We start from the raw sequence: 18,871 nt of genomic DNA on the forward strand, positions 1-18,871 counted from the left end.
TTCCTAGAGGTGGGGATCGAGGGACAGGCCGAGCAGGCGCTGTTGCAGCGCGGCGTCGCCGGCCAGCACGACCATCGGGCCGGTATGCACCACGTGCCCGTCGTCCATCACGCTGGCCGTATCGCCCAGCGCGCGCACGACCTGCACGTTCTGCTCGACCAGCAGGATTGTTGTGCCCTGCGCCTTCAGTTCGCGAAACGCCGCCATCAGGCTGTGCACGATGGCGGGCGCCAGGCCCTTGGTCGGTTCGTCGACCAGCAGCAGTGTGCGCGGTTCGACCATGGCGCGCGCGATGGCCACCATCTGCTTCTGGCCACCGGACAGATTCCCGGCCGGACGGTGCCAGAACGTGCGCAGCGCCGGGAAGAAACCGCAGATCCAGTCGACACGCGCGGTGTCGGGCGGACCGTTGCGCGCGGCCAGCACCAGGTTCTCGCGTACCGTCAGGTCGGAAAAGACTGCCATGTTCTCGGGCACGTACGCGATGCCGGCGCGCGCGATGGCGGGCGTAGCCAGGCGCGTGATGTCGTTGCCATCGAAGTGGATGCTGCCACTGCTGGCCCGCCACAGGCCCATAATCGTGCGCAATGTCGTCGTCTTGCCGGCGCCGTTGCGGCCCAGCAGAACGGCGAGCTCGCCGCGCGCCACCTGCAGGTCGACGCCGTGCAGGATGTGGTACGCGCCGATATGCGTGTGCACACCGGCCAGGCGCAGCAGCGGTTGCCTCGCCGCCGGGTCAGGCGCGAGCATGTTGGGTGTCGGACGTTCCAAGATAAGCCTCCTGTACGATGGTGGATGCCATGACCTCGCCCGGCTTGCCATCGGCCACCAGCGCGCCGTTGTGCAGCACGACGATGCGGTCGGCCAGCTGGCGCACGACGTCCATCTTGTGCTCGACCAGCAGCACGGTGCGGGCGGCGTCGCCCTTCACGTCGCGGATCAGGTCGAGCACGACCGGCACGTCGTCCACGCTCATGCCGGCGGTGGGCTCGTCGAACATCATCACGGACGGCTGCAGCGCGAGCAGGATCGCCACTTCGAGCTTGCGCTGGTCGCCGTGCGAGAGCGCGCCGACCAGCATGTCGCGCCGCGCGGCCAGCGCCACGCGCTCAAGGTAATAGTCGGCGCGTTCGATGAGTCCCTTGTGGTCGGCGCAGACTGAGAAGAAATCCAGGCCGATGCCGGCGCGGCTCTGCACCGCCAGCCGCACGTTCTCGATCACGGACAGCAGCGGAAACAGGTTGGTGAGCTGGAACGCGCGACCGATGCCAAGGCGCGTGCGCCGCGCCGCGCCCAGGCGCGTGATGTCGCGGCCATGCAGATGCACGCTGCCAGCGCTCGCGCGCAACTGGCCCGAGATCAGGTTGAACCATGTGGTCTTGCCGGCACCATTGGGCCCGACGATGACGGTAAGGGTGCCGGGATAAAAGTCGGCCGTGACGGCGTTGACCGCAACGTGGCCGCCAAAGCGGATCGTCAGGCCGCGCGTGGACAGGGATGGCGCAGTCCGATCAAGGTCGCGTTCGTCGGCCATGTCAGCGCTTGTTCCGCACCGGCAGTGGCATCGCGCCGGCCGGAATCTCGCGCACCAGTTCGAGCAGGTCCCATTCGTTCTTCTGGTCCTTTTTGATGCGAAAGTGGTACATCGGCTGGAGCGCCTGATGGTCCTGGTTGCGAAACACCATGGCACCCTTGGGTGTCTCGAAGCGCATGCCTTCCATCGCGGCGGCCATCCGGTCGCCATCGCCGTCCGGCGCCTTGCCCAGCGCGGCAACGACCGCGCTGGCAGCGGCCATGCCACCCGCGGTGAACATGTCGGGCGGGGTCTTGTAGCGCTTCGTGTGCTCTGTCACCAGCCAGTCGTTCATCGGATTTTTCGGGAAATCGTAGTAGTAATAGGTGGTGCCTTCGGTGCCGGCATGGGCCTTCCAGGTCTGCATCACGGGCAGGATATTGCCGCCCGGTGCCAGTGCGATGCCGTAGCGCTCCGGCTTCATGGCCGCAACCTTGTTCATCGGGTTCGGGCCGGCCCAGACGATCGCCAGCACGCGTGGCTGCGGCTTGTCCTTCAGTGCATCGAACAGGCGCTGCGCCGACGCGGTGAAGTCGGTCGTTGCCAGCGGCGCGTATTCTTCGTGCACGACGCTGGCCTTGCTGCCAGTGGCGGTCAGGGCTTCCTTGCCGGCCTTGATCGCATCGCGCCCGAACGCATAGTCCTGCGTCAGAAAGCCCACGCTGCCGCTTTTGAGCGTACTGGCGGCGGCCAGCGCATCCTGCATCGAGCTGCGCGCGGTGCGAAAAATGTACTTGTTCCACTTGTCGCCCGTGATCGCGTCGGCCACGGCCGGCTCGATGATCAGGACTTTCTTGTACTCTTTCGCCACCGGCAGCATGGCCAGCGCCGACGCGGACGATGTGGTGCCGACCGCGATGTCGACGCGGTCGTCGCCATACGCTTCGGCCAGCAGCGTGCGCCCCAGGTCAGGCCGGCTCTGGTCGTCCTTGACGATGACCTTGATGGCGCGACCGTTGATGGCCATCGTACCTTTGGTCAGGTACTCGAGGCCCAGCATGAAACCGTTCTCGGTTTCGCGCGCGTAGGTTTCAAGTGCGCCCGTCTTGCCGGCGATGAGGGCCACCTTGAAGTCCTTGCCCTGGGCGCCAGCGTACGGCGCGGCGCCCAGGGCGAACGCAGCCAGCAGCAGGGCGATGGGGCGGATCGATTGGGGCATGCGATCTCCTTGTGATGGTTGTCGTGCCTGGCCGCGACCAGGTCTCAGAAGCGCAGTTCAAGCGTCGCCGACACCGTGCGCGGGTTGCCGTAGAAGGCGGTCAAGGTGCCTTCGTTGCCCAGCGTCGGGAACAGGTAGCCGGCCGTTTTATAGTGTTCGTCGCCCAGGTTCTTGCCATGCAGGCCGGCGCGTACCTTGCCATCGGCGCGGGTCCAGACGATGCTGGCATCCCAGATCCTGTACGAGTCCTGGTCGAGGATCGATGCGGTCTCGAACTGGCTCGTGGCGCCCTTGAACGCATAGCTGCCGATCAGCGACACGCGCCCGTTGTGGCCCATGACCGGCAGCGGGATATCGTAGTTGGCGCGCAGATTGGCCGAATTCTTCGGCGTGTTCTGGAATGTGCGCTGGCCGGCTACGTTGACGTTGGCCACGATGTACTCCTTGTACTTCGCGTCGATGTAGCTGTACATCCCGGCCACCATGAAGTTGGGCGTGAGGTTGGCGACGGCTTCGAGTTCGACACCCTTGATCCGGGCCTTGCCGGCATTGGTCGTCACGCCGGCAAAGCTGTCGTCGCGTCCGTCGCCGTTGGTGTCGATGGCCACCGAGCCGGGAATCTGCACGTCCTGGTAATCGCTGTGGAACACGGCAAGATTGGTCGTGATACGCCCGCCGTTGAAGGCCGACTTCAGGCCCAGTTCGGTCGTCTCGATCGTTTCCGGTGCATAGCCGGCGCGCGCGGTGGCGAGCGGGATGCGCGTGCCCACCACGTTCAGGCGCGGATCGAAGCCGCCGCCCTTGAAGCCTTCGGCATACGACGCGTACAGGTTGTGGGCGTCGTTGATCTTCCAGCTCAGTGCCACGCGCGGCGTGAATTTCTTGTCCTTGCGCTCGAGCAGGCCGCCGCGCAAGTCGGTGTCGGTGCGAAACAGGATGGCGGTTGGATTGCCCATGGCGGGCGAGCCGGCCAGGCCGAAATAGATCTGGCGCAGCACGTCGCCTTCGCGTTTGTCGACCGTGTAGCGCCCGCCCAGCGACAGGTTCACGCCATCGGCGATCGTGTAGCTGCCGTCGACGTAGGCGGCCCACGCTTGCGTGTCGATGTCGCCCAGCGTGAAGGTCGACGTGGGCACGGCGCCGGCCAGCAGCGTGTCGAACTTGTTGTAGGCGTTGGCGTCCATGTAGTACACGCCGGCCACGCCCTGCAGACGCGCGCCGGTGTAGGTCATCTGCAGCTCCTGGCTGAACTGGCGGTTGGTGTACAGCGCCGGCACTTCCATGTCGACGACGGGCAGGGCGTCGAAGTCGATCGGCGCCCACGATTTGTCGCGGCGCGCGGCCGTGATCGATTTCAGGCGCCACGCACTGTCGACGGTGTACTCGACCGTGACCGAGCCGCCATACGAGCGCACTTCCTGGTCGCGGCCCAGTACTTTGGTGAGGTTGCCGCGCGTGTCGAACACGTCGTCCAGGATGGGCGCGCGGCTGGTGCGCCCGACGATCAGACGATGGCCATTCTTGGGATTGGAATCGTCCTGCGTGAAGTCGCCGGCAAGGCGGACGAACAGGTCCTGGTTCGGCACGAGTTCAATTGAGACCCTGCCGGCGGTGACGTCCTTGTCGTAGTTGCCCTTGCCGGTGGTCAGGTTGTCGCCAAAGCCGTCGCGCGTGAAGCGCGCGAATGTGCCGCCGATGCGCGCGGTGTCGGTCAGCGGCGTGCTGGCCGTGAGCACGCCGTCTCGCTGGCCGTAGTCGCCGAGCGTGGCGCGCACGCGCACGTCGCGCTGGGGGCCAAGCTTGCGGGTGACATACTTGAGCGCGCCGCCAATCGTGTTTCGGCCGTACAGCGTGCCCTGCGGGCCGCGCAGCACCTCGATGCGCTCGACGTCATAGATATCGGCCACGGCGGCCTGCGGCCGGGCCAGATAAATGTCGTCGACATAGATGCCCACGCCCGATTCGAACCCGGCCAGCGGGTCGGCCTGGCCGACGCCGCGGATGAACGCCGTGAGCGTGCTGTTGGTGGCACGCGACGCCTTGAGCGTCGTGTTGGGCAGCGACAGCGCGAGGGCAGTCACGTCGGGCAGCGCCTGCTTCGAGAGCTGGTCGGCGGAGAACGCGGTGACCGATACCGGCACGTCCTGCAGCGACTCTTCGCGTCGGCGCGCGGTGACGACCACCCGCGACATGTTCTCGTCGGCGTTGGCCGCTGCCGGGCCGCCCGTCGCTTCCTGGGCATGGACGGCGCCGATGGCGCCGCTGCACGCGGCCAGCAGGGCGCACGTGGACGGATGCAGCAGCTTCATCTTTCTGATCGGACGCATGGATGTCTCCTTCTTGTTCGTCGCCACGGTGGATGTGTCGCTCAATGGGGGAATGTGCCCGAGCGCACCATGCGTCGCCTTGCGTATCAACAAGCGCTCCCATGAATACGCAGTTTGAATGGCGGCGTTGCAACAGATGGTCGAACTCATGCGCGTTGCATCACCAAGCGTGCCGGTGCCTGGTGATTGAGGCCCCGTGTGGGCGGTTGATGTATCCTCGTCATGTATCCATTTCACGAGGGCCACCATGCGCAGCCAGATCAGCGACGACATCACCTTCCGCAAACTCGAGATCCTGCTGGCGTACATGGAAGGCGGCAACCTCAACGCCGCCGCCCGCATGCTCGACATCAGCGCCGTGAGCGTGCACCGCGCGCTGCATTCGCTGGAGGACGGGATGAGTTGTCAGCTGTTCAGTCTGCAGGGCCGCAACCTGATTCCGAACGACGCCGCGCAGGTGCTGGCAGACGTGAGCCGCGACGTGGTCCGGCTGATGGCGGACGGGATCGCAGCGACGCGTTCGGCCGCCGGGTATTCAGCGGACCATTTGAAAATCGGCTCGCTGTATTCGCTGACGACCGGCACGATCCCGGATGTCATCATCGGCATCAAACTGCGCAAGCAGGAACTGGAAACCGAACTGGTGCTGGGTTCGAACGCGGATCTGCTGCACAAGCTCAAGCAAAATGCGATCGATGCGGCGCTGATGGCGGTGCCCGAACCCGATCCGGATATCGAATCGATCGCGCTGTTCGAGGACGAGATCTTCTTTGCGGCGCCGGCCGGCTCGCCGTATGCGGGGATGGCGGAAGTCGATCTGCGCGCCTGCGCGGACGAAAACTTCGTCTGCCTGAAGGATGGTTTCGTGACCTTCAACGGGTTCCAGGAAGCGTTTCGGATTGCCGGGTATGCACCGACCATCGTCACACGCGTAGGCGATATTTTCTCGCTGATGAACCTGGTCGGGGCGGGGATCGGCTACACGCTGCTGCCAGGCCGCGTGCGCCATGCGTTTGGCGACAAGGTGCAGTTGATCCCGCTGAAGAATGATTATCTGATGCGTCAGACGATCGGTCTGAGTTTTCTGCGGGTGCGCGAGCGCGATCCAAACCTGCTGGCGCTGGCGGCGGTGTGCCGGATGCTGAAACACCGTACGCCGGCAGGCTGAATACGCTGGCGCTGATGCCAGTGCGGATCAGCGCCCGGCCACCTTTACGAGCGCTTCAGCTGGTTGATCACGCTGGCGACCTTGGTGGTGATCATGTCGACCGCCGGATTGTTCGCCCCGTGCGGGATGATGACATCGGCATTGCGCTTGGTCGGCTCGATGAACTGCTTGTGCATCGGGCGCACGGTGTCGAGATACTGGCTGATGACGCTTTCCACCGAGCGGCCCCGTTCGGTGATATCGCGCTGCATGCGGCGGATGAAGCGGATGTCGGACGCGGTATCGACAAAGATTTTCAGCGACATCATGTCGCACAGCGCCGGGTCATACAGGGCAAACAGGCCTTCGATGACGATCACCGGGGCTGGCTTGACGCGGATTGTGCGGTCGGAGCGGTTGTGCAGCGTGAAGTCGTACTCGGGCATATCGATTGATTCGCCCCGGCGCAGCGCCTGGACATGTTGCACCAGCAGCGACCACTCGAACGCCTGCGGATGGTCGTAATTCTGCTGGGTGCGTACTTCGGGACTGAGATGCGTCTGGTCGCAGTAATAATCGTCCTGCATCACCACCGAGACCATCTCGGTACCAAACGTGGACAGCACTTGCCTGGACACGGTGGACTTGCCACTGCCGCTACCGCCTGCGACGCCAATAATAAACGGTTGAAAAGGAAAACTGAGCATGCCGAATGATACCGGATTCGGGACCTGACTGACAGGTCACCGGCGACACGACCGGTTGCAGATGTCGCGTCGGCGCTACCGGAAAAACACCGATGAATGGATGCATTTCTGTCAAAATCATCGTCACTATCGAGATCGTCATGATTACAAGGCTGGATCGGATTCGTGGTGGTATGTATGGCTTGCTGGTAGGGGATGCCCTGGGCGTTCCTTATGAATTTTCAGCGCCGCAGGATATTCCAGAACGACGGTTGATCGACATGTCTCCGCCACCCGGCTTCACCCGGGCACACAGCTCGGTTCCCGAGGGGACCTGGAGCGACGATGGCGCACAGGCGCTTTTGCTGCTGGCGTCGTTGGTCGAGTGTCAATCACTCGACCTGCAGCAATTTACCGAGAGCCTGATGGATTGGTACCGAAACGGCGCCATGACGCCGGACGGGAGGGTGTTCGATATCGGGATCCAGACAAGACAGGCACTTGAACAATTCGCACGGTACGGCGACCCTCTCACTTGTGGCCCCAACCAGGAGAGGAGTAATGGCAATGGTTCGTTAATGCGCACGCTTCCATGCGCATTCCTTGTCACGTCGGACCCGGCGGATATGATCGCTCGCGCAAGACGACAAAGTTTGCCAACCCACGCCCATCTGCGGTCTCAACTGGCGTGTGCTCTTTACGCGCTCATGGCATGGCAGATGGTGGAGGGAAGGGCGCCCATTGAAGCACTCGACTACGCACAAGACACCCTCCAGCAAGGGGTTGATCCTGGCGAGCAAGCAGAGCTCGGCCTGATCCTGGACGGTCGCCTGGACCGGTCGCAGGGTTCTGGCTATGTCGTCGACAGTCTTTGGTCAGCAATACGGTGCGTGCTTGCGACCGACAATTATGAAGATTGTGTTCGCGAAGCGATCGCACTCGGAAATGATACGGATACCACGGCCTGTATCGCAGGCGGTCTGGCAGGTGTGCTCTATGGGGAACAAGGTATTCCAGCGCGTTGGCGACACGCTCTGAAAGGTGGATCCATTGTTGAAGATGTGCTCGCTCGACTGGCCACGTCCGCGGCCCAGGAACAATATTGATCGACCAACCCCTGTCCCCATTCCAGAAGGAATGCACATGATCCGGTTCGCAATACTTGCAGCTGTCGTATTCAGCGTCATCTCACCTGTTTCAGCACAGGAGGTGCTCCTGATCGGCGAGGTTCAACGTGTCATTCTGCAGCCGTCCGGCACGGCAGACTGCCCGCCGTCATGCCCGCCTGACACGCTCTATCCGGACGGATCGAGAAGGATCTGCATCTCGAACGGTGGTGGGTGTCAAACGATGGATGTGAAGATCGAGCGTGTCTATCGTGGGGACGCCAAGGGCGAGACGCGGCGCTTCAAGTCGCGCATCGGCGAGTGGGGCCCGAGTTTTCCAGTACATGAAAAACGCATCGTTGTCAGCGAACAGGCGGGGGAGGTGTCCTGGTCGCCTGCAATCGAACAGGATGGAAAAATTTTCATCGATTCGCGCCGCCTGCGTCGTATTGGCGGCATTCCGACCTCGGTCAATGATGATGGCAAGTTAGTGGAACTGGACGAGCTACTCGAGCGTACCGCTACCGCGCAACGACATTGACCCGACAACCGGCCGTGCCGCCGCTACTTCAGGCTGCGCAGCGCCGCTTCCAGCGCCGGATAGGTGAACTCGAATCCTTCACGGGCGAACCGCAGCGGCACCACGCGCTGGCCTTCGAGCAGCAGGTCGGCCTGCTCGCCCAGCGCCAGGCGCATCGGCCAGCCGGGTGTCGGGATCACGCAGGGCCGTTTCCAGACGCGCGCGGCCGCCTGGCTGAATTCAAGTTGCGACACCGCGATCGGCGCGGTGAAGTTGGTCGCACCGAACGTCGGCGCAGAAGGATCGCTCAGCGCCTGCTTCCAGCGATGGGCGATGCCCCCGATCAGATCGTCGATGTGAATCCACGACAGCCACTGGCGGCCGCTGCCCAGCCGGCCGCCGATGCCCAGCCGGATCGGCAACAGCATCATCGGCAGCGCGCCTTGTTCGCCCAGCACCAGGCCGAAGCGCATGCACTCGACCTGCACGCCATGGCGCACGGCGCCGGCGGCAGCGGCTTCCCACTCGCGGCACAGGTCCGACATGAACATCGGTTGCGGCGGCGCTGCTTCGTCGAGCTTGGCGTCGTCGCCAATGCGCTGGATGCCGTAGTAGCCGATCGCCGACGCCGACAGCAACAGCCGCGGCTTGTGACTGGCGCGGCCGATCCAGTCGACCACTTTCTCGGTCAATGCGACGCGGCTCTGGCGCAGCGTCGCCTTGCGCGCGTCGGTCCAGCGCTGGCCGAGGATCCGGGCGCCGGCCAGGTTGACGACGATGTCGACCTGGTGGTCGAGCGGCAGATCGTCCATCGCGGCGATGGCGCGTACCTGGCCACCGAACAGCGTGGCAGCGCGCCCCACGTCGCGGGTCAGCGCGATTACCTGGTGGCCGTCCTGCAGCAACGCGCGCACCAGGTGCTGGCCCACGAAGCCCGTGGCGCCGGTGACCAGCACGCAGCGGGCGACCGTGTCGAACACGCTCAGGGCTTTCTTGGATGTCGGTGTCGCACTCGTTGTCAACTTGTTCTCCGGTTCAGTGTTCTCAATTCTGCCAAGACAGGAATGTAACACTTCCGCTGACAGTAAACGTCGCCAACCGGGCGTAATTGATCTTGGCGGCAATCGGGTTTACCTTGGCGGCACAACCTGCATAACAAAAGAGCATGGCCGGCCCCGCAAAGCTCCCGAGACCACGGTCCGAGGAGGCGATGGCGACAGGCCATGCATTGGAGACGTATCACCAGCGACGCGCCGGGTGGAACCGGCCGCCGCACCTCGTAGGAGCCACCCTGTGTCCTCTCATGTCATTGCAATCTGCGTTCTGGCGCTCATGTTCATCGTCGCCACCGCCATGCCCATCAATATGGGCGTCATCGCGTTTGTCGGCGCATTCCTGGTCGGCACCATCGTCTTCAGCATGGAGACCAAGGCGATCATGTCCGGCTACCCAGCCGAGCTGTTCCTGACCCTGGTCGGCATCACGTTCCTGTTTGCCCAGGCCCAGAACAACGGCACCATCGACTGGCTCGTCAGACTGGCCGTGCGCGCCGTGGGCGGACGCATCGCCGCCATTCCGTGGGTCATGTTCGCAGTCACGGCGCTCCTGACCTCCGTCGGCGCCGTCAGCCCGGCCGCGGTGGCGATCATCGCCCCGATCGCGCTGGGCTTTGCCGCCAAGTACAAGATCAATCCCCTGATGATGGGCCTGCTGGTCATCCACGGCGCGCAGGGCGGCGGCTTCTCGCCGATCAGCATCTACGGCGGCATTACCAACAAGGTCGTCATGGAAGCCGGCCTGCCGATTTCGCCGCTGACCACCGCATTCACCAGCCTGGGCGTGAACCTGGCCGTGTCGATCATCCTGTTCTTTGTGTTCGGCGGCGCCAAACTGATGCGCCAGCAAATGCCGAAGGCCGGCGCCGGCGTTCGTCCGATGACGCCGTTCACGCCACCGGTGGCAGTGGCGGCGCAAGGCCCGCAGATCTACGGCGACGCCGAAAATGAAACCGGCAGCGAAGAGCGCCTGACGGCGCAGCGTTCGACGGCTGCCGTCGGCGCAGTCGGCAGCGGCGGCCCTGGTTCGGGCCTGGGCACCGGCGACATCGACCTGCATGCCGGCCCGACCTTCCACCAGATGTTTACCGTGATCGGCCTGGTCGCACTGGCCGTGCTCACGCTGCTGTATAAGCTCGATATCGGCTTTGTCGCCCTCACCATCGGCCTGTTGATTTCGATCCTGTCGCCGCAAGTGCAAAAGCGCGCCATCGGCCAGGTGTCGTGGCCCGAGATCATGCTGATCGTCGGCGTGAGCACGTATGTGGGTGTGATGCAGAAGATGGGCACCATTACCTGGGTTGGCGAAAGCGTCGCCAGCCTGACTTCGCCGCTGACGGTGGCCTTGCTGCTGCTGTTCGTCGGCGCCATCGTCTCGGCCTTTGCGTCGTCGACCGCCGTGCTGGGGTCGCTGATTCCGCTGGCCGTGCCGTTCCTGGCATCGGGCACCGGTGTCGACGCCATCGGCTTCATCGCCGCCATGGCGGTCGCCTCGACGATCGTCGACGTCAGCCCGTTCTCGACCAACGGCGCACTCGTGCTGGCCAGTGCCCAGGGCATCGACCGCGACGTATTCCTGCGCCAGCTGATGATCTATGGCGGTATCGTGACGCTGGTCGCACCGATCGTCGTGTGGCTGCTGTTCGTGGTGTTGTAAGGCCACGCAAATTTTAGGAATTATCATGAATCATGCTGAAGGCCGCTGGACCGGCCAGCAACGTAACCGCAGCGAGCGCCTGGCCCGCGCCGGCGCCGCCCTTGGCGGGGCGCTCGACGGCAAGGTCGTCCAGGCCTCGCACATCGTCGAGCTGCTGCACGCGGTGCTCGAACCGGGCGACCGCGTCTGCCTCGAAGGCAATAACCAGAAGCAGGCCGACTTTCTCGGTAAAGCCCTGACGCGCGTCGATACGGCGCGTGTGCATGACCTGCACATGCTGCTGTCGGTGCTCTCGCTGCCTGAACACCTGGACGTGTTCGAGAAGGGGATCGCCTCCAAGCTCGACTTTTCATTCTCGGGCCCGCAGGCCGGGCGCCTGGCCAAACTGGCGCAGTCGGGCAAGCTCAATATCGGCGCGATCCACACCTACCTCGAGCTGTTCGCGCGCTACTTCATCGACCTGACGCCGCGCGTGGCGCTGGTGGCCGCCGAGATGGCCGACCGCGATGGCAATCTGTACACCGGCCCGAACACCGAAGACACGCCGGCGATTGCCGAAGCGACGGCCTTCAAGAGCGGCATCGTGATCGCGCAGGTGAACCAGATCGTCGACAAGCTGCCCCGCATCGACATTCCCGGCGACTGGGTCGGCTACGTCGTGCAGTCGCCCACGCCGTACTACATCGAGCCGCTGTTCACCCGTGACCCGGCCCTGATTTCGGAGATCCAGGTGTTGATGGCGATGATGGCCATCAAGGGCATCTATGCCGAGTACGAGATCGAGCGCCTGAACCACGGCATCGGTTTCGACACGGCCGCCATCGAACTGCTGCTGCCAACCTACGCCGCGAGCCTGGGCCTGAAAGGGAAGATTGCCCGTCACTGGGCGCTGAACCCGCATCCGGCCCTGATTCCGGCCATCGAAGCGGGCTTCGTCGAATCGGTGCACTCGTTCGGTTCCGAACTGGGGATGGAAAACTATATCCGCGCGCGGCCCGACGTGTTCTTTGTCGGGCCCGATGGCTCGATGCGCAGCAACCGCGCCTTCTGCCAGGCAGCCGGGCACTACGCCTGCGACCTGTTCATCGGCTCGACGCTGCAGATCGACTTGCAGGGCAATTCGTCGACCGCCACGCTGGGGCGCATCGCGGGCTTTGGCGGCGCGCCGAACATGGGCGCCGATGCGCGCGGCCGGCGCCATCCGAGCAAGGCCTGGCTGAAGGCCGGCGAAGAGGCGCGCGCGGGCCGCAACGTGATCCCGCGCGGGCAGAAGCTGGTGGTGCAGATGGTCGAGACCTTCCGCGAACACATGGCACCGGCCTTCGTCGACAAGCTCGACGCCTGGCAACTGGCCGAGCAGGCCGGCATGGCGATTCCGCCGGTGATGATCTATGGTGACGACGTGAGTCACATCCTGACCGAGGAAGGCATCGCCAACCTGCTGCTGTGCCGCACGGATGAAGAGCGCGAACAGGCGATCCGCGGCGTGGCCGGCTACACGCCGGTGGGCATGGCGCGCGACAAGCGCATGGTCGAGAACCTGCGCGACCGGGGCATCATCCGCCGGCCGGAAGATCTCGGCATCGACAAACGCATGGCGACCCGCGACCTGCTGGCCGCCAAGAACATGAAGGGCCTGGTGCGCGCATCGGGCGGGCTGTACGACCCGCCGAAGCGCTTCAGGAACTGGTAAGGAACAACATCATGGAAACGCTGAACTATCGATTCGAAGGCGGGCAGCGCCCGTTGAGCGGCATGCCGCAGCTGGTGGGCGTGGTCGGCTCGGGCAATCTCGAAATCCTGATTGAACCGGCGCACCTGAAGGGCGCGTGCGAGATCGAAGTGCGCACGGCGGCCGTCGGTTTCGGCGCCACCTGGCAGGCCGTCATGGCCGACTTTCATGCGCGCTGGAGCCTGGCCGACGCGCGCGTGAGCGTCAACGACATGGGCGCCACGCCGGCCGTCGTGAGCCTGCGCCTGGACCAGGCGGTCGAGTCGATCGCCGCTCTTCCTGGAGGCGCGCCATGAGCAGCTATCAGGAACTCACGGCGCGCCAGCGCATTCCGGCCATGTTCGACGCCGGCAGTTTCGAAGAATTCCTGCCGCCGTCCATGCGCATCGTCAGTCCGCACCTGGCGCAGCTCGATGCGGCGGTGTCGTTCGACGATGGTGTCGTCGTCGGGCGCGGCAAGCTGGGGGGCCAGGTCGTGTTCGGCGCAGCGCAGGAGGGCGGCTTCATGGGCGGCGCGGTGGGCGAAGTGCATGGCGCCAAGCTGGTGGGCATGCTGCAGCGTGCGATCGACGAACGGGCGCACGCCGTCGTGCTGCTGCTCGAATCGGGCGGCGTGCGGCTGCATGAAGCCAATGCGGGCCTGATCGCCGTGTCGGAAGTCATGCGCGCGATGCTCGACGTGCGCGCGGCCGGCATCCCCGTGATCGCGGTGGTCGGCGGTGCCAACGGCTGCTTTGGCGGCATGGGCATCGCGGCGCGCTGCGCCAATACCGTCATCATGTCCGAGGAAGGGCGCCTGGCGATGTCGGGCCCCGAAGTCATCGAGACTGCCAACGGCGTGGAAGAATTCGATTCGCGCGACCGCGCGCTGGTCTGGCGCACGACGGGCGGCAAGCACCGCTACCTGCTGGGCGACTGTCAGGTGCTGGTAGAAGACGATACAGAGGCGCTGCGCGCTGCGGCGCTCGAAGCCATCGCGGACATCCCGGCGGGCGGCGCACCGTTGACGCTCGACGGCCTGCTGGCCGAGCAGGCGATGCTCGAACGGCGCCTGCATGACACGCAGGGCCTCACCGAACCGATGGATATCTGGAAGGGACTGGGCATGCCGGACCCGGCGCGGGTGCCGATGCTGGAACCCGACGCCTTCCTCGAACTGGCGGCGCAGCACCGCGCCACGCCCACGCTGGGAGAACGATGATGGATTGGCAGACGGTAGCAGCACAACTTTTCCCCGGCGGGCATACCATCACCGAAGCCGACAATTTTTTGAGCGGCAGCGCGCAGGTCGACGGCAAGCCGGTGGCCGTCATTGGCACCACCGACCACACGCCGATCGGCATCGAGATCGCGCTGGCCCAGGCGCAGGCGATCCTGCGGACGGTGCGCGAGCATCCGGGGCGCCCGATCCTGATCCTGGTCGACACGCAAGGCCAGCGCCTGCGCCACCGCGACGAGATGTTGGGCATCAACAGCTACATGGCCCATCTGGGCAAATGCGTCGACCTGGCGCGGCGCGAAGGCCACACGGTGATCGGCCTCGTGTACGACCAGGCGCTGTCGGGTGGCTTCATCACCAGCGGCCTGATCGCCAGCGCGTGTTACGCGCTGCCCGAGGCGACCATCCGCGTGATGGGCTTGCCGGCGATGGCGCGCATCACCAAGGTGCCCGAGGAACGTCTGACCGAACTGGCCAAGGACAATCCGGTGTTCGCACCGGGTCCGGAAAACTACCTGCGCATGGGTGGCCTGCACGGCATCTGGGATGGCGATCTGGCCGGTGAACTGGTGCGCGCGCTGGCCGATGCCAAGGTCGAGGATGGGCGAATGGCGCTGGGCCTGGCGCGGGGCGGCCGCCTGATGGCGCACCCGGTGGCGCAGGCGGTCAGGGTGGGCAGCGATGTTCGCCCGGCATGACCTGGTCTGGCTGACGAGCCGCGGCTGGCAGCGTGTGCGTTCGGGCGCGCCGCAGGCTGCCCTGTCTGCACTGGATCGCTGGCGTGATGGCGGCTGGCCAGCGGTCGTGCGGCGCACCGAGGCTGGCATGCTGCCGGGCGAGGTGGCAATCGGGTTCCCGCTGCCGCCGCGCCCCGAAGATGGCGGCAAACTCAAATTCGGTTGCGCCGTCGAGATGTCCGATATCGGCCGGCGCACGCGCGCCTTGCCGCTCGTGGGCGCGCTCGACGCCGTGCCGGCGCAGTGGCGCGAAGGCCTGGAAGCGCTGGAGCGCCAGGCGGCCGATGCGGGCGTGAGCCTCTCCGTGTATGGCTCGGTGGCGCTGGCCGCGCTCACGGGCCAGTATTATCTGACGCCGCTGTCCGATATCGACGTGCTGCTGCAGCCGCAGACGCGGCGCCAGCTGATGATTGGGCTCGATCTGCTGTCGTGGCATGCGGGCATCCTGCCGCTGGATGGCGAAGTGGTGTTTCCCGATGGCCGCGCGGTCGCGTGGAAAGAACTGCGCGCGGCGTTTGCCGGTGCGCCGGGCACGCGCGTGCTGACGAAGGGGCTGGACCGCATTGCGCTGGTGCTGCCCGAAGCCTTGATGGCCACGCTGGAGGAAGAACATGGATGACCTGAATCCGCTGCAGACGGTGCGTGCGCCTGGTTGGCCCGAGCAGGGCGACACCAGCGAGCGCGCCTTTTGCCAGCGCATCGCAGGCGTTGCCGTGCGCAGCCTGTACGCGGAACTGGTGCTGTACCCGAAGCCAGGCCTCGTCTCGAAGATCGACAACGGCAGCCACACCGACATGACGGCCGCCACCTTCGTGCGCAGCCTGTTTGCGCTGCGCCGCTACTTTGGCGACATCACCCGCGCCGGCATGCTGGATGCGCCATTCCACACGCTAAAACAACTGGGTATCGACGCCGAAGCACGGATGCTGCGCGCGACCGGCGGCATCAACACGCACCGTGGCGCGATCTTTTGCCTGGGCATGCTGTGCGCAGCCATCGGTCGCTGCCGGGCGCGTGGTGAAGGCTTGACCCCGGCGCGCATTGGCGAGCTGCTGCGCGCATGCTGGGGCCAGGCGCTGGGGGCGCACAGCGTTGTCAAAGGCGAGCCTGTTTCGCACGGCGCCCGCGCCGTGCTGCGCTACGCAGCCAGCGGTGCGCGTGAAGAAGGCGCGCTTGGCTTTCCTTCGGTATTCGATGTGGGCCTGCCGGCGCTGCACCAGGCATTGGCAGCGGGACGTGGCATGCGCGAAGCACGCATCGACGCACTGTTTGCGTTGATGGCCCATATCAGCGACACCAATGTCTACCACCGCGGCGGCGTTGAAGGCGCGTTGACCGTGCGGCGCCAGGCACGCGCCTTCGTCGCACGCGGTGCTACGGCTGCGCCGGACTGGGAAGCACGGGCGCTGGCCAGCCACCGCACCTTCGTGGCATCGCGCCTGTCGCCGGGCGGCGCGGCCGATCTGCTGGGCGCCGTGTGCCTCGTGCACGCGGTGACGACGCGCTGATGGCGGGGCGCCTGGCCATCCTGTGTCCGGGGCAGGGCGCGCAGCATCCGGCCATGTTCGAGATGGCGCGCACGGACCCTGCCGCCAGCCGGCTGCTTGAGGAATGGTGTGCCGATCCTGAGCTGGGTGCAACGCTGCAGGCCGGCCTTGGCGAAGAACGCTTCACGAACCGCATCGCACAACCGGCCATCGTCGCTGCCACGCTGGCCATGTGGCGCGCGTTGCAGGCCACGATCGCGACGCCGGCGCTGGTGGCCGGCTACAGCATCGGGGAATTGTCGGCCTATGGCGTGGCCGGAGCGCTGGCACCGGAGGACGTGATCAAGCTGGCCATCGAACGGGCGCGCCTGATGGATGCCTGTGTGGTCGAGGGTGCGGCGCAGGGCATGGTGGCGTTGTCCGGCATGCCGTCCGGGACCGTTGATGCGTTGCTGGCGGACGCCGGTTTTTATCCTGCCATCGTGACCGGTGACGATGCGCTGGTGGCAGGCGGTCCGGCCGCGCAGCGTGACGCGTTGGCCAGCGCCGCGATCGCCGCCGGTGGCCACGCCACGGTGCTGCCGGTCGCGGTCGCATCGCATACGCCACTGCTGGCGGTTGCGGTCGCACCGTTCGAGGCCTTGCTGGCGGATGCGCACTGGCACGCACCTGCGTTCCCGGTGCTATCCGGCATCACGGCCGAACCGGTGTTCGATACGGCCAAAGCGTTGGCGGAACTGCCGCGCCAGATCGCCGAGCCGATCCGCTGGCGTGACTGTATGGACGCGTTGGGCGAGGCCGGCGTCGCTGTGGCGCTCGAACTGGGGCCGGGCGCCGCGCTGTCCCGTATGTTGCAGTCTCGCAACCCAAACATTGCGTGCCGCTCGGTCATGGAATTCCGCTCGCTCGACGGGATACGCGCCTGGCTAGACAGGCAGCTCGACTGACATTCACGAAACTGATGTCTGATATTGCAACTCACAATTGGAAAACACGCTGAGTCGCCTATATAACAGTGGTACACCAACTGAAACCATAGGCGTTGCCCATCTGGGCAATGCAATCGAAGGAGCTCTACGTGAAAAAGATTGTCCACGCACTGGTCGCCGCTGCCGGCAGCCGCGCCAAATATGCCCTGCGCAAGCGCGCTGAAGCCATCAAGCCATCGAAGGTCGACTATCGCCTGAACGCCGGCGGCTGGAACTAAGCAGTACTCACCGCCACCCCCTGGCGGACTGATGAAAAGGCTGGGCCCGTACTGCGGGCCGGCCTTTTTTTTCATCTAGGAGCGTCGTCTCATGGCTGGCTGCGAAACGGACTGCGCTCGTTCAGCTCATCGAGATAGTCGTCGATGCCGCCAGCTTCACGCTGCAGGAAATTTTCCACCGCATTCGCAAACGACGGGTGCGCAAGCCAGTGCGCCGACCAGGTCTTGGTCGGCAGGAAGCCGCGCGCCATCTTGTGCTCGCCCTGCGCGCCGCCTTCGAATGTGGCGATGCCCTGTTCGATGCAGAATTCCAGTGGCTGGTAATACGCGGCCTCGAAGTGCAGGCACGGCACGTGTTCGAGCGCGCCCCAGTAGCGACCGTACAGCGTGTCGGCATCATGAATGACGAGGGACGCGGCGACCGCACGGCCTTCCAGTTCGGCGATCACCAGGAGGATATTGTCCGGCATCGTCGCACCGATGCGCAGGAAAAAGTCCAGGTTCAGGTAGGGCGTCGAGTGGTGGTCTTTATAGGTGTTGCGGTAGCAGCGGTTGAACAGTACCCAGTCTTCACGCGTGGCATCCGCGCCGCGCACGCGCCGCATCGTCACCCCAGCCTCAACCACCTTGCGCCGCTCGGCGCGGATGTTCTTGCGCTTTTTCGGCTCCAGCGTGGCCAGGAAGTCATCAAAGCTCGCATAGCCCCGGTTCAGCCAGTGAAACTGCACGCCGCTGCGCAGCAGGAAGCCGGCATCCTTGAGGGCCTGCGCTTCATCTTCGGGCGGGAACAGGATGTGGGTCGACGAGACTTCGGTGGCCGACTGCGTGGCCGTCAGCACGTCGATCAGCGCGGCGCGCGCGGCGGCGTCGACTGCCAAGAGGCGCGAGCCGGCCACCGGCGTGAACGGAATCGCCGACAGCAGCTTCGGGTAGTAATCGAGGCCATTGCGCGCGTAGGCATCGGCCCAGGCCCAGTCGAACACATACTCGCCATACGAGTGGCCCTTGACGTACAGGGGCAGGGCGGCCGCCAGCACGTCGGCCGCGTCGTACAGCAGCAGGAACTGTGGCTGCCAGCCGCTTTCGGGCGCCGCGCTGCCCGACGCATGCAGCGCGTGCAGGAAGGCGTACGAGAGAAACGGCGTTGGCGCGGCCTGGGCCTGGACCAGCGCGTCCCATGGCGCCTGCCCGACTTCGGACAGGCTCGAGACGATATGCGTGCGATAATCTGTCATTGCTTTCAACATTGCTTCCAATTC

Annotated in this window: 19 protein-coding genes; 12 read left to right on the forward strand and 7 right to left on the reverse strand. The window is 65.1% G+C overall.

The window, feature by feature from the left end:
* Nucleotides 1–3 precede the first annotated feature (3 nt).
* The 4 genes from AC56LY_RS04940 to AC56LY_RS04955 are packed head-to-tail and all read right to left on the reverse strand — an operon-like array spanning nucleotide 4 to nucleotide 5,059.
* Entirely contained in the window at nucleotides 4–750 is a 747-nt protein-coding gene (locus tag AC56LY_RS04940; RefSeq protein WP_499581957.1) for an ABC transporter ATP-binding protein, read from the reverse strand.
* Nucleotides 737–1,534 (reverse strand): ABC transporter ATP-binding protein, encoded by a 798-nt coding sequence (locus tag AC56LY_RS04945; protein ID WP_499577066.1) that lies wholly within the window; start codon nucleotides 1,532–1,534, stop codon nucleotides 737–739. Before AC56LY_RS04945 ends, AC56LY_RS04940 begins: the two co-directional genes overlap by 14 nt.
* Before the next feature lies 1 nt (nucleotide 1,535).
* Nucleotides 1,536–2,732 (reverse strand): substrate-binding domain-containing protein, encoded by a 1,197-nt coding sequence (locus AC56LY_RS04950; protein WP_499577068.1) that lies wholly within the window; start codon nucleotides 2,730–2,732, stop codon nucleotides 1,536–1,538.
* A 44-nt stretch (nucleotides 2,733–2,776) separates the two neighbouring features.
* A complete protein-coding gene (locus tag AC56LY_RS04955; RefSeq protein WP_499577070.1) occupies nucleotides 2,777–5,059 on the reverse strand; it encodes a TonB-dependent receptor in 2,283 nt (760 codons plus the stop codon).
* A gap of 247 nt (nucleotides 5,060–5,306) precedes the next feature.
* On the opposite strand from AC56LY_RS04955, the gene AC56LY_RS04960 reads away from it, so the two are divergent.
* Nucleotides 5,307–6,227, forward strand: coding sequence for a LysR family transcriptional regulator (locus AC56LY_RS04960; RefSeq protein ID WP_499577071.1), 921 nt, complete (start codon nucleotides 5,307–5,309; stop codon nucleotides 6,225–6,227).
* 44 nt (nucleotides 6,228–6,271) lie between these two features.
* On the opposite strand, the gene udk is transcribed toward AC56LY_RS04960, so the two are convergent.
* The gene (udk, locus tag AC56LY_RS04965) at nucleotides 6,272–6,913 is read right to left on the reverse strand and encodes a uridine kinase (RefSeq protein WP_183550835.1); all 642 of its coding nucleotides are present in this window, start codon (nucleotides 6,911–6,913) and stop codon (nucleotides 6,272–6,274) included.
* A 92-nt stretch (nucleotides 6,914–7,005) separates the two neighbouring features.
* Between udk and AC56LY_RS04970 the strand changes: the two genes are divergently transcribed.
* Both AC56LY_RS04970 and AC56LY_RS04975 read left to right on the forward strand, forming a co-directional pair.
* Nucleotides 7,006–7,998: an ADP-ribosylglycohydrolase family protein gene (locus AC56LY_RS04970; protein ID WP_499577072.1), complete on the forward strand. Its 993-nt coding sequence runs from the start codon at nucleotides 7,006–7,008 to the stop codon at nucleotides 7,996–7,998.
* Between the two features lie 37 nt (nucleotides 7,999–8,035).
* The gene (locus AC56LY_RS04975) at nucleotides 8,036–8,539 is read left to right on the forward strand and encodes a hypothetical protein (protein WP_499577073.1); all 504 of its coding nucleotides are present in this window, start codon (nucleotides 8,036–8,038) and stop codon (nucleotides 8,537–8,539) included.
* A gap of 23 nt (nucleotides 8,540–8,562) precedes the next feature.
* Here the strand turns inward: AC56LY_RS04975 and AC56LY_RS04980 are convergent, their stop codons facing one another.
* Complete coding sequence (locus AC56LY_RS04980; protein ID WP_499577075.1) at nucleotides 8,563–9,540, reverse strand: TIGR01777 family oxidoreductase; 978 nt, start codon at nucleotides 9,538–9,540, stop codon at nucleotides 8,563–8,565.
* Nucleotides 9,541–9,811: 271 nt separating this feature from the next.
* Between AC56LY_RS04980 and AC56LY_RS04985 the strand changes: the two genes are divergently transcribed.
* From AC56LY_RS04985 to AC56LY_RS05025, 9 genes are all read left to right on the forward strand, one after another.
* On the forward strand, nucleotides 9,812–11,230 hold the full coding sequence (locus tag AC56LY_RS04985; protein ID WP_499577076.1) for an SLC13 family permease: 1,419 nt from the start codon (nucleotides 9,812–9,814) through the stop codon (nucleotides 11,228–11,230).
* A 25-nt stretch (nucleotides 11,231–11,255) separates the two neighbouring features.
* Complete coding sequence (mdcA, locus tag AC56LY_RS04990) at nucleotides 11,256–12,923, forward strand: malonate decarboxylase subunit alpha (protein ID WP_482898242.1); 1,668 nt, start codon at nucleotides 11,256–11,258, stop codon at nucleotides 12,921–12,923.
* A gap of 11 nt (nucleotides 12,924–12,934) precedes the next feature.
* Nucleotides 12,935–13,258: a malonate decarboxylase acyl carrier protein gene (gene mdcC / locus AC56LY_RS04995; protein ID WP_258837503.1), complete on the forward strand. Its 324-nt coding sequence runs from the start codon at nucleotides 12,935–12,937 to the stop codon at nucleotides 13,256–13,258.
* The gene (locus AC56LY_RS05000) at nucleotides 13,255–14,163 is read left to right on the forward strand and encodes a biotin-independent malonate decarboxylase subunit beta (RefSeq protein ID WP_499577080.1); all 909 of its coding nucleotides are present in this window, start codon (nucleotides 13,255–13,257) and stop codon (nucleotides 14,161–14,163) included. Before mdcC ends, AC56LY_RS05000 begins: the two co-directional genes overlap by 4 nt.
* Nucleotides 14,163–14,879 (forward strand): biotin-independent malonate decarboxylase subunit gamma, encoded by a 717-nt coding sequence (gene mdcE, locus AC56LY_RS05005; RefSeq protein ID WP_499581959.1) that lies wholly within the window; start codon nucleotides 14,163–14,165, stop codon nucleotides 14,877–14,879. The genes AC56LY_RS05000 and mdcE overlap by 1 nt, the downstream gene beginning before the upstream one ends.
* Nucleotides 14,863–15,537, forward strand: coding sequence for a malonate decarboxylase holo-[acyl-carrier-protein] synthase (gene mdcG, locus AC56LY_RS05010; protein ID WP_499573836.1), 675 nt, complete (start codon nucleotides 14,863–14,865; stop codon nucleotides 15,535–15,537). The genes mdcE and mdcG overlap by 17 nt, the downstream gene beginning before the upstream one ends.
* Complete coding sequence (gene mdcB, locus AC56LY_RS05015; protein ID WP_499577083.1) at nucleotides 15,530–16,426, forward strand: triphosphoribosyl-dephospho-CoA synthase MdcB; 897 nt, start codon at nucleotides 15,530–15,532, stop codon at nucleotides 16,424–16,426. Before mdcG ends, mdcB begins: the two co-directional genes overlap by 8 nt.
* Nucleotides 16,396–17,352 carry an ACP S-malonyltransferase gene (locus AC56LY_RS05020; RefSeq protein WP_499577084.1) on the forward strand — a complete coding sequence of 319 codons (957 nt, stop codon included), beginning with the start codon at nucleotides 16,396–16,398 and terminating at the stop codon, nucleotides 17,350–17,352. The genes mdcB and AC56LY_RS05020 overlap by 31 nt, the downstream gene beginning before the upstream one ends.
* 131 nt (nucleotides 17,353–17,483) lie before the next feature.
* On the forward strand, nucleotides 17,484–17,612 hold the full coding sequence (locus AC56LY_RS05025) for a hypothetical protein (RefSeq protein ID WP_258837507.1): 129 nt from the start codon (nucleotides 17,484–17,486) through the stop codon (nucleotides 17,610–17,612).
* Nucleotides 17,613–17,701: 89 nt separating this feature from the next.
* Here AC56LY_RS05025 and AC56LY_RS05030 read toward each other — a convergent pair whose 3' ends face one another.
* Nucleotides 17,702–18,847: a GNAT family N-acetyltransferase gene (locus AC56LY_RS05030; RefSeq protein ID WP_499577086.1), complete on the reverse strand. Its 1,146-nt coding sequence runs from the start codon at nucleotides 18,845–18,847 to the stop codon at nucleotides 17,702–17,704.
* Between the last annotated feature and the right edge of the window lie 24 nt (nucleotides 18,848–18,871).

It is taken from the genome of Telluria sp. ZT3P25 (genome assembly GCF_059685895.1).

Excerpts from the sequence above, each read along its gene's own strand:
- mdcB (WP_499577083.1), top strand. The coding sequence starts at position 15,530 with ATGGATGACCTGAATCCGCTGCAGACGGTGCGTGCGCCTGGTTGGCCC.
- AC56LY_RS04960 (WP_499577071.1), top strand. The coding sequence starts at position 5,307 with ATGCGCAGCCAGATCAGCGACGACATCACCTTCCGCAAACTCGAGATC.
- mdcC (WP_258837503.1), top strand. The coding sequence starts at position 12,935 with ATGGAAACGCTGAACTATCGATTCGAAGGCGGGCAGCGCCCGTTGAGC.
- AC56LY_RS04950 (WP_499577068.1), bottom strand. The coding sequence starts at position 2,732 with ATGCCCCAATCGATCCGCCCCATCGCCCTGCTGCTGGCTGCGTTCGCC.
- AC56LY_RS04955 (WP_499577070.1), bottom strand. The coding sequence starts at position 5,059 with ATGCGTCCGATCAGAAAGATGAAGCTGCTGCATCCGTCCACGTGCGCC.
- mdcA (WP_482898242.1), top strand. The coding sequence starts at position 11,256 with ATGAATCATGCTGAAGGCCGCTGGACCGGCCAGCAACGTAACCGCAGC.
- mdcG (WP_499573836.1), top strand. The coding sequence starts at position 14,863 with ATGTTCGCCCGGCATGACCTGGTCTGGCTGACGAGCCGCGGCTGGCAG.
- AC56LY_RS04975 (WP_499577073.1), top strand. The coding sequence starts at position 8,036 with ATGATCCGGTTCGCAATACTTGCAGCTGTCGTATTCAGCGTCATCTCA.
- udk (WP_183550835.1), bottom strand. The coding sequence starts at position 6,913 with ATGCTCAGTTTTCCTTTTCAACCGTTTATTATTGGCGTCGCAGGCGGT.
- mdcE (WP_499581959.1), top strand. The coding sequence starts at position 14,163 with ATGGATTGGCAGACGGTAGCAGCACAACTTTTCCCCGGCGGGCATACC.
- AC56LY_RS04940 (WP_499581957.1), bottom strand. The coding sequence starts at position 750 with ATGCTCGCGCCTGACCCGGCGGCGAGGCAACCGCTGCTGCGCCTGGCC.
- AC56LY_RS05000 (WP_499577080.1), top strand. The coding sequence starts at position 13,255 with ATGAGCAGCTATCAGGAACTCACGGCGCGCCAGCGCATTCCGGCCATG.
- AC56LY_RS05030 (WP_499577086.1), bottom strand. The coding sequence starts at position 18,847 with ATGACAGATTATCGCACGCATATCGTCTCGAGCCTGTCCGAAGTCGGG.
- AC56LY_RS04945 (WP_499577066.1), bottom strand. The coding sequence starts at position 1,534 with ATGGCCGACGAACGCGACCTTGATCGGACTGCGCCATCCCTGTCCACG.
- AC56LY_RS04970 (WP_499577072.1), top strand. The coding sequence starts at position 7,006 with ATGAATGGATGCATTTCTGTCAAAATCATCGTCACTATCGAGATCGTC.